Genomic DNA, 9,491 nt, shown 5'->3' on the forward strand with positions numbered 1-9,491 from the left:
GATCGCCACCAGCGCCGCGCCGGCGCCGACCAGCGCGCGCATCGCGGCGCAGCGCGCCAACGACCGAGGCCTGCAGCTCTACAAGGAGCGCCGCTACGACGAGGCCGAGGCCGCGTTCACCGAAGCGCTCAAGCTCCAGCCGAAGTTCGCGCTGGCGGCCAACAACCTGGGCTTCATCTACTACAAGCGCGACAAGCCGGCGGAGGCCGCGCGCTGGTACCGCAAGGCCATCGAGATGGACGGCAGCCGTGCGCTGGCGCACCTGAACCTGGGCGACGCGCTGCTGCGCGCGGGCGACGACGCCGGGGCGCGGGCCGCGTACCAGGCGTTCATCGAGCTGTCGCCCAAGCATGCGCGGGCCGCGGAACTGAAGGCCTGGATCGAGCAGCCGGGCAGCGCGAAGAAGCCGGAACCGCCGCGGTGATCGACCGTTGGAAAGGACCGACGGCGGGCGGGTTGTCCCTGATGTGAGGGGCGTTCCGCCTGCTGCTTAATCCGTCCTTTCCCGATCGGTGGACCCGATCGATGGACCGCCTGGTCGATGACTGATTACCGTTTCGTTCGATGCTTCCCCTGGCTTCCGATGGCGCCGCACCGCGCCTGATCCGCGTGCATCAGATGGATCCCCTCGCCTGGGCGCCGCTGCTCGCGGCCAGCGAGAGCGAGGGGCGGCAGATGCTGCGCCGCTTGATGGACGAATGGCGCAGCGGCGCCAACCGCTACGAGCAGCCCGGCGAATCGCTGTGGGCCTGGCTCGATGCGCACGGGCAGGTGATCGCGGTGGGGGGACTCAACGTCGAGCCGCCGCCCGGACGTCCCGGCACCGGCCGCATGCGCCGCTTCTACGTGCATCCCGACTGGCGCGGCCACGGCCTGGCGAAGCGTCTCGTGAACGCCGTGCTCGCCAGCGCGCAAGGCCACTTCAGCCGCTTGCACGTCAACTGCGAAGCAGCCGAGTCCGCGACGTTCTGGACCCGCTGCGGCTTCACCCCTGTCGACGTCAGCCTCGATGCCATCGAGCGTCCCGCGCGATACACCCATGTGCGGCTGCTGCCGCAGTTCCAGGCGGCCTGAACGGATCGGCGGCTCAGGCCGTCTTCGGCGGCCAGTGTGCGGCGCATACCTCGGCGACGTGCGGCAGCGCCTCGATGCGCTGGAGCAGCGCGAAGAGCGCGGGGCGGTTCGCCTCCAGGTGCTTCCTCGACCCTGACCACTTCGACACGATCACCGCCATCGCGTCGAGCGCCCCCGGCTTTGCGCCGCTGAGCCACGGCTGGCCGGGGAACATGTCCGCGAAGATCTCCCAGTGCTTGTGCAGCCGCGCCTTCGTGCCCGCGACGATGGCGTCGCGGTCGTCCTTGCCGGTACGCGTGGAGTAGCGCTCCGGGTAGTCGATGACGCTGATGCAGCTGTAGCAGTTGGCGGCGATGTAGACGAGGCCGCGCAGGATCTGGTCGCGGTGGTGCGCGTCGTCGCCGAGCAGTCCCGCCGCGGGGAATCGCAGGCCGAGGTGCATCAGGATGGCGCCGCTTTCGGTGAGCACCTCGCCCTCGGGCGTGCGCAGCGTCGGGATCTGCATCAGCGGGTTGAGCGCGCGCAGCGCGTCCTGCTCCGACGCGTTCTCCCACGAGGACGCATGCACGGTCCGGTAGTCCTGACCGCACCAGCGCAGGCCGATCTCGACGATCGACGAGCCCGAGCCCTGGGTGCCGTAGAGGACGTAGCCGGAAGTCGAAGGGGAGGCGCTCATCACGATCTCCGCGAAGGTGGAGCGGAGAGTGTAGGAGCGCCGAACGCGGGCGATCGGCGTTTGATCAGCGCTCGAAGAACTTCGTCCGTTCGTCGTCCGCCGGATGCGTGTTGAACGCGATGCGCAGCAGCTCGCCGGCGCCGGCCTTGGCCCGCTCGCCGACGTCGCGGCCGAGGCTCTGTGGCTCGGAGGCGCGTTCGGCACGGGCCTGCGCGGACCGTTTCGAACGCCACTCGCCGATGCGTTCGAACAGCACCAGCATCGCGCGCGGCGATCGGCCGCTGTCGATCAGCAACCGCTTCGCCTGCGCGTCGGCCTCGCGTTCGAAGTCGCGCGAGTAGCTCGCCTGCATCAGCACCGCCGGTGCGCCCGCGAGCAGGCTCGAGAAGTCGCCGATCGCGAAGCCCAGCAGGCCGCCCATCAGGCTCGCCCGCATCGTCAGCCGCAGGCCGTGCTGCTCCCGCACATGGCCGAGTTCATGCGCCAGCACGCCCAGCACCGCGTCGGGCTCATCGCCGAGCAGTTGCAGCAGTTCGTCGGTGACCACGATGTGTCCGCCCGGCAGCGCGAACGCATTCGGTCCGAAGGTCTGGCCCGCGTCGCGGAAGTGCAGCTCATAGGGCGTCGATGGGCCGGGCTGGCTCGCCACCATCGCGGCGAAGCGTTCGCGCCACTGTTGCTGCTCGAGCGCCGACGTCGTGCTCGGCTTGAGCAGCAGGCTGTCGATCTGGTCCAGCGCGCCGTCGCCGATCGACTGCTCGATCGCCGTGGGCAGGTGGCGGGCGATCACGTCCGCGGCGGCCGGCACGCCCCAGTGCCAGGTCGCGCCGCCGACGGCCACGACCGCGACCAGCGCGGCGATCGAATGCTTCCAGCTGGAGAACCATCGCTCCGCGAGTCCGCCGCCCAGTCCGCGCCCCTGCGTCGAGGTATCGACCCAGGCGTCCCAGTCGGCGGCATCCTTGGCCATCAGCACGCCGCCGTCCGGCAGTTGCGCCTGGCGCTGTCCGTGGCGCGTCCGCTCCGGCCATTGCACCTGGCGGATCGGGTAGCGGCGTTCGACGCCCTCCAGCGACTGGTCGTGGACGACCAGTTGCTCGCGCTCCAGCCACAGCCGGACCGGCCGCGCGCGGGCGCTGCGGCCGTCGAACCAGTCTGCCTGGAGCATCGCCGCTTCCGTTTCCGCTGCCTCCGGCGCCTCCGGTCCGTTCCCCATCACAAGCCCATGTCGATGCCGAAGAAGTCGCCCGCGAGATCGCCGGCGGCGTCCTGCGAGGCGCTCTCCTGGCCGGCCAGCCAGGTCTCGGGGTCGCCGTCCATCGTCAGGCTCACGGCCTCCAGGCGCAGGCGGGCGGTGTTCACCGCCGCGAACGGCCGGTACAGACCGAGGGTCACCGCCGTCAGCAGCCAGTTCTTCAGCGTGAGCCCCGCCAGCGCGCTGAAGCGCAGCTGGCTGGTGAAGGACAGGTCGTCGGTGGTCGTGCGGTTCCAGACCAGGTTCTGGAAGCGCGCCGTGAAGAACGGTCCGACGATCGCGAAGAGCAGCAGGTAGGTCAGCCCGAACGACACGAAGGTCGAGATCATGATCACCGCCTTCGACCCGCTCAGGGCGCTCGCGCCGACAAATGCCATCGCCACCAGCATCGCCGCGATCACGATGGCCAGGCCGATGCCGGCCGCCTTGAGGCACAGCCAGTACACGCTGCCGGCGCCCAGGCGCAGGTCACCCTGCTGGGCGGCGATGCGGTAGCCGTTGTGCTGGTAGCGCTTGGCCGCCACGACGATCCACGGCATCACCAGCGCCATGACGACCACGGCCAGCAGCACCAGCTGCTCGACCACGCCGAAACGCGGCTTGCCGTCGACCGGCATCCCGGCCGGTCCGCCGATCACCTGTGCGATGAGGACCGCGCCGGACAGGATCCAGACCGGCAGCGCCGGCGCATAGGCGCCCTTGAGCGTGCCGGCGAAGCCGAATCTCAAGCCGCGCCAGCCGGTGTTGCCCAGCCGGAACTGCATGCCGGCGCGCCACAGCGCCGGCCAGATCGCGGCCATCACGCCGAAGGCCACCAGGCCCGCCAGCGGCGAGAAATGGCCCGCCGCCGAGTAGGTGCCCATCAGCACCAGCAGCAGCACATGGCCGCGGAACATCTTCCACGGATCGCCGTGGAAGCTCAGCGCATGGCCGTCGACCAGCGTGTTGGCATAGAAGTAGCGGATGCGCCGCGCCTTCGCGAACGGCCAGTACAGGCTGGCCGTGACGATCGTCAGCAGCAGGTTGACGATCCAGATCCGGAAGTACTCGCTGCCCGACCCGGTGAACTGGATCTCGAGCTTGCGCTTGCGGTACTCCGACAACGGCCACCCGGTCAGACCGCCGGTCGCCGCTCCCTCCTCGTGCTCTCGCATGATTCCCTCTCTGTCGCTCTCGTTGTTGTGTCGTTGTCGTTGTCGTTGCCGTTGCCTTGGGCGCACGGCTTGCCTGATGCGCGTCGTCGGCCCCCTGGTCCGACCCCGCATTCGGGCGGGGCGGGCGGGAGTGTGCGTCACCGGCGCAGGGGACGGCAATACACCCAAATGAGGGCTGCGCCACTGTCGCGTGCGGGAGTCAGTCCCGGGAGGCGACTCGCTAGAATCTCCCGACACCATGAAGCTCATCGGATCCCTCACCAGCCCCTACGTCCGCAAGGTCCGCGTCGTCATGGCGGAGAAGAAGCTCGACTACCAGTTCGAGCTGGAAGACGTCTGGGGCAGCGACAACATCCTCAAGATCAACCCGCTCGGCAAGGTGCCGTGCCTGGTGATGGAGGGGCAGGATTCGATCACCGGCGCGGTGTTCGATTCGCGCGTCATCGTCGAGTACGTCGACACGCTGTCGCCGGTCGGCCGCCTCATCCCCGAGCGTGGCCGCGAGCGCTGCGAAGTGCGCACCTGGGAAGCGCTGGCCGACGGCCTGGTCGACGCCTGCGTCGCGGCGCGCCTGGAGCACACCTGGTCCGGCCGTGCACCGGCCGAGCGCTGCGAAGCCTGGGTGGAGCGCCAGATGAACAAGGTGCTGGCCTCGCTGCAGGCGATGGCCAACGGGCTGGGCGAGAAGAACTGGTGCTCCGGCAACCACTTCACGCTGGCCGACATCGCGCTCGGCTGCGCGCTCGGCTACCTGGACTTCCGCTTCGCGCAGATCGACTGGCGCGCGGCGCACCCCAACCTCGCGAAGCACTTCGACAAGCTCATGACGCGCCAGAGCTTCCAGGACACGCTGCCGCCCGCGAACGCCTGACCTGGCGTGGACGGCGCCTGGCGCCGGCCGCCGGTGGCTTGCGCCTCCCTCCGAAGGGCGAATCCGCGGCTGACTTCCCGCCGGGGTTCCCAACTGGGCTCACAATGGCCCGGTCCCAGCGGGGGTCGATCCAGATCCTCGCTGTCCTGACATTCCGTTGACGAATCCCGGGAGGATTGGATGGGTGTGAAGCGAGCGTTGGCGCCGATCGGGCGCTTTTTCGGTGGCGTGTGGTGGTTCCTGAACGGCACGCGGCGCGTGGTGTTCACGCTGCTGTTCTGGCTGATCGTGATCGGCCTGATCTGGGCGGCGATGCGCGGCGGCAAGCCGCTGCAGGACAAGACGACGCTGGTGCTGGACATCCGCGGCGATGTCGTCGAGCAGTTCTCCGGGTCGCCGCGGGATCAGGCGATCGCCCAGATCAAGGGCGAGGCCCGCGCCCAGACGCGCCTGCGCGACATCCTGCGCGCGCTGGACGCGGCGGCCAAGGACGACCACATCGTGCAGGTCGTGCTGGACCTGGACCAGTTCGGAGGGGCCACGCCGGCGGCGCTGCATGAGATCGAAGCCGCGCTGACCCGCTTCAAGGCGAGCAAGAAGCCGGTGGTGGCCGCCGGGCTGGCCTTCGACCAGCGCTCGTACTACCTCGCGGCGCAGGCCACCGAGGTCTACGTCCACCCGATGGGCGGCGTGATGATCGAAGGCTACGGCCGCTACCGCAACTACTACAAGGACGCGCTGGACCGCGTGGGCATCTCGCCCAACGTGCTGCGCGTGGGCACCTACAAGAACGCGGTCGAGCCCTACTTCGCCAACGGCCCGTCGCCCGCGACGATGGAAGCCGATGCCTACCTGTATGACGAGCTGTGGGCCCGTTATCAGACCGGCGTCGAGACGGCGCGCAAGCTGCCCAAGGGATCCATCCAGCGCGCGATCGACGAGCTGCCGGAGCGCCTGAAGGCCGTGGGCGGCGATCCCGGCAAGTTCGTGCTGGCCGAGAAGCTGGTCGACGGCCTGAAGACCGAGGACGAGGTCGAGGCGCTGCTCGAGAAGCGCGGCGCCAAGGACGAGAAGCGCCTGCGCCAGATCGGCCTGGGCGCCTATGTCGCGCAACTGCCGCCCAAGCTGCCCAAGCCCGAAGGGCAGGTCGGCGTGATCGTGGCCGAGGGCGAGATCGTCGACGGCAGCGCCGGCCCGGGCAAGATCGGCGGCGAGTCGATGTCCAAGCTGATCCGCCAGGCGCGCGAGGACGACAAGGTCAAGGCCGTCGTGCTGCGCGTGAATTCGCCGGGCGGCAGCGCGTTCGCCTCGGAGCTGGTGCGTCGCGAGCTGGAACTGACCCGCGCGGTCGGCAAGCCGGTCGTCGTGTCCATGGGCGGCGTGGCGGCGTCGGGCGGCTACTGGATCTCGATGTCGGCGGACGAGGTGATCGCCGACGCGTCGACGATCACCGGCTCGATCGGCGTGTTCGGCATGCTGCCCACCGGCGAGAAGCTGCTGGACAAGCTGTCGATCCACACCGGCGGCTACACGACGACCTGGCTGGCCAACGGCTATGACCCGCGGCGTCCGCTGGATCCGCGGATGGCGCAGGTGGTGCAGTCGTCCATCGAGCACATCTATGCCGACTTCACCGGCAAGGCGGCGCAGGCGCGCAAGAAGTCGCCGCAGCAGATCGACGCCGTCGGCCAGGGTCGTGTGTGGACCGGCACGCAGGCGCTGGAGCGCGGGCTGGTCGACAGAACCGGCTTGCTGGCCGATGCGATCGCCAGCGCCGCCAAGCGCGCCAAGCTCGGCGACGAGCCGACGGTGCGATATGTCGAGCCGGACCGCAGCACCTTCGACCGGCTGCTGACCAGCATGGGCGACGCTGCGGCGCCGTCGCTGCGCGGCATGGTCATGCACGCGCTGGGCGGCATCCCGGCGGTGCCGGCACCGCTGCGCGAAGCGCAGGTCGACATCACCTGGCTGGCCGAACAGGCCGAGGCCGGACCGGCGGGATCCAAACCGCCGGTGCGCGCGATCGTGCACTGCCTCTGCACGGCCCCGTAAGGACGTGCCGAGGGCGTCTCCGGGCGGCGGGCCCGGGGACGCCAGGCCCTGCGAGGGCATGGCTATACTCCCGCCGATGGCGCCGATTTGTCCGGCTTGCGGGCGCCCAAGAAATGCAGCTAAAGAGGGACACCCGATCCACGGATCGAGACCCGGTGTTCCGCTTCAAGCAGCGGCGCCGGGTTTTGTTTTTTGAGGTGTTCCATGGGATCTGTCGGTGACGTCACACCGCAGCGCTTGTTGTTCGACGAGCCGCTGACCTTGCGCAGCGGCGCCCGCATCGGCGGCTACGAATTGATGGTCGAGACCTACGGCCGGCTCAACGAGGACAAATCCAACGCGGTCCTCGTCTGCCACGCGCTGAACGCCAGCCACCACGTGGCCGGCACGCATGCCGACATCGACAAGAGCGAAGGCTGGTGGGACAACCTGATCGGTCCCGGCAAACCGCTGGACACGGACCGCTTCTTCGTCATCGGCATCAACAACCTGGGCTCGTGCTTCGGCTCGACGGGTCCGATGCATCTGAATCCGGACACCGGCCGCGTGTACGGCAAGGACTTCCCCGTCGTCACCGTGCAGGACTGGGTCGACGCGCAGGCGCGGGTGCTGGACCGCTTCGGTATCCAGAAGCTGGCGGCGGTGCTGGGCGGCTCGCTGGGCGGAATGCAGGCGCTGGACTGGTCGCTGCGGTATCCGGAGCGCATGCGGCATTGCATCGCGGTGGCGACTGCGCCCAACCTGTCGGCCCAGAACATCGCGTTCAACGAGGTCGCCCGCCGGGCCATCATCACCGACCCCGAGTTCCACGATGGCTTCTTCTACGAGCACGGGGTGGTGCCGCGCCGCGGGCTGCGGGTGGCGCGGATGATCGGCCACATCACCTACCTGAGCGACGACGTGATGGAGGAGAAGTTCGGCCGCCAGATGCGCTCGGCGGAGCTCGGCTACTCGACCTCGGACATCGAATTCCAGATCGAGAGTTATCTGCGCTACCAGGGCGACAAGTTCAGCGAGTACTTCGACGCCAACACCTACCTGCTGATCACGCGGGCGCTGGACTACTTCGATCCGGCGCGCGAGCACGGCGGCGACCTGAGCCGCACCTTCGCCAGCGCGCTGTGCAAATTCCTGGTGGTGAGCTTCACGACCGACTGGCGCTTCTCGCCGGCGCGCTCGCGCGAGATCGTGAAGGCGCTGCTCGACAACAAGCGCGACGTGTCCTATGCCGAGATCGACGCGCCGCACGGCCACGACGCGTTCCTGCTCGAGGACCCGCGGTACCACGGCGTGTTGCGCGCCTACTTCGACCGCATTGCCAAGGAGCATGAGAAGCCGATGCCGGGGGGCGCGTCCGCGCCGGTGTCCCACCGACTGGCGGGGGTGTCGGTATGAGCGATCGCGCGGTGATGGACATGATTGCCGAGCTGGTGCCGACCGGCTCGCGCGTGCTCGACCTGGGCTGCGGCACTGGCGAGTTGCTGGCGCATCTGCAGGCGACCAAGGGCTGCACCGGGTACGGTGTCGAGCTGGACGATGCGAACGTGCTCGCCTGCGCGCAGCGCGGCGTGAACGTGATCCAGCTCAACCTGGAGGAGGGGCTGGCGATCTTCGAGGACCAGAGCTTCGACGTCGTGCTGCAGCTGGAGACGCTGCAGAACCTGCGCAACACTGAGGCGATGCTGCGCGAGACCGCGCGCGTCGGCCGCATGGGCGTCGTGAGCTTCCCCAACTTCGCGCACTGGCCGAACCGCTTGCAGATCCTCGCGGGCCGGATGCCGGTGACGCGCGTGCTGCCGTACCAGTGGTACGACACGCCCAACATCCGCGTCGGCACCTACGCCGACTTCCAGATCCTGGCGCGCAAGTGCGGGCTGCGCGTGCTGGACAGCTTCGGCGTGCAGGAGAGCCGGCAGGTCCGCGTGATGCCGAACCTGATGGCCAGCATGGCGGTGTTCAAGTTCGATCGGGATTGAGCGTCGGCCGTCCGATCCGCGGCGACGCGCGTCGCGTTCAGTCCTCGTAGCGTCCCAGCCTCACCATCGTCTGTCCGCTGAGACCGGCGCGGCGCGACGGCATGATCAACACGCAGTCGTCATGCGGTGTGATCCATCGGCGATCGCCGTCCTGGGCCAGCGGCGTGCCGGCGTGGGGGATCACCTTCAGGTGGTGCGTCGGCATCAGGAAGCGGAACTCCGGCGTCACCGCCGTCACGCCTTCGCCGACGCGCACGAGGCGCTGCCGTTCGGGCTCCGGCACAAGCAGCTGCGCGTCCGCCCAGCTCGCATCGACCATCTCCAGGTGGCGCAGGAAACGCAGCGTCACATCGAGCGCCATGTCGGCGCTCGCGGGCTCCCAGTGCGAGCCGCATTCGACCAGCACCGCCTGCCGGTCGCTCACCGGATCGGC

The 9,491-nt window shown here is 69.1% G+C and carries 9 protein-coding genes and 1 pseudogene; 6 read left to right on the top strand and 4 right to left on the bottom strand.

All coding sequences use genetic code 11. The features are described from left to right. Both VF536_RS19455 and VF536_RS19460 read left to right on the top strand, forming a co-directional pair. The coding region (locus tag VF536_RS19455; RefSeq protein WP_331616526.1) for a tetratricopeptide repeat protein at positions 1 to 424 on the top strand (424 nt) is incomplete at its 5' end. Between the two features lie 140 nt (positions 425 to 564). After that, positions 565 to 1,074: a GNAT family N-acetyltransferase gene (locus tag VF536_RS19460; RefSeq protein WP_331616527.1), complete on the top strand. Its 510-nt coding sequence runs from the start codon at positions 565 to 567 to the stop codon at positions 1,072 to 1,074. A gap of 13 nt (positions 1,075 to 1,087) precedes the next feature. Here VF536_RS19460 and VF536_RS19465 read toward each other — a convergent pair whose 3' ends face one another. The 3 genes from VF536_RS19465 to VF536_RS19475 all read right to left on the bottom strand — a co-directional run bounded on the left by VF536_RS19465 (position 1,088) and on the right by VF536_RS19475 (position 4,159). Further along, entirely contained in the window at positions 1,088 to 1,750 is a 663-nt protein-coding gene (locus VF536_RS19465; protein WP_331616528.1) for a glutathione S-transferase family protein, read from the bottom strand. A 64-nt stretch (positions 1,751 to 1,814) separates the two neighbouring features. Beyond that, positions 1,815 to 2,918, bottom strand: a complete 1,104-nt coding sequence (locus tag VF536_RS19470) for a M48 family metallopeptidase (protein WP_331616529.1) — start codon at positions 2,916 to 2,918, stop codon at positions 1,815 to 1,817. Positions 2,919 to 2,965: 47 nt separating this feature from the next. Beyond that, complete coding sequence (locus tag VF536_RS19475) at positions 2,966 to 4,159, bottom strand: YjgN family protein (RefSeq protein WP_331616530.1); 1,194 nt, start codon at positions 4,157 to 4,159, stop codon at positions 2,966 to 2,968. A gap of 238 nt (positions 4,160 to 4,397) precedes the next feature. Between VF536_RS19475 and VF536_RS19480 the strand changes: the two genes are divergently transcribed. The 4 genes from VF536_RS19480 to metW all read left to right on the top strand — a co-directional run bounded on the left by VF536_RS19480 (position 4,398) and on the right by metW (position 9,058). Beyond that, positions 4,398 to 5,030 (top strand): glutathione S-transferase family protein, encoded by a 633-nt coding sequence (locus VF536_RS19480; protein ID WP_331616531.1) that lies wholly within the window; start codon positions 4,398 to 4,400, stop codon positions 5,028 to 5,030. 180 nt (positions 5,031 to 5,210) lie between these two features. Continuing rightward, a complete protein-coding gene (gene sppA, locus VF536_RS19485) occupies positions 5,211 to 7,082 on the top strand; it encodes a signal peptide peptidase SppA (RefSeq protein ID WP_331616532.1) in 1,872 nt (623 codons plus the stop codon). 204 nt (positions 7,083 to 7,286) lie between these two features. Next, entirely contained in the window at positions 7,287 to 8,477 is a 1,191-nt protein-coding gene (gene metX / locus VF536_RS19490; protein WP_331616533.1) for a homoserine O-succinyltransferase MetX, read from the top strand. Continuing rightward, positions 8,474 to 9,058, top strand: coding sequence for a methionine biosynthesis protein MetW (gene metW, locus VF536_RS19495; RefSeq protein WP_331616534.1), 585 nt, complete (start codon positions 8,474 to 8,476; stop codon positions 9,056 to 9,058). The genes metX and metW overlap by 4 nt, the downstream gene beginning before the upstream one ends. 37 nt (positions 9,059 to 9,095) lie before the next feature. Here metW and VF536_RS19500 read toward each other — a convergent pair. After that, positions 9,096 to 9,491 (bottom strand): annotated as a pseudogene (locus VF536_RS19500) (succinylglutamate desuccinylase); the annotation flags it as partial.

Source organism: Roseateles sp. (assembly GCF_036486225.1).
In the GTDB taxonomy this organism is placed as follows: domain Bacteria; phylum Pseudomonadota; class Gammaproteobacteria; order Burkholderiales; family Burkholderiaceae_C; genus Roseateles.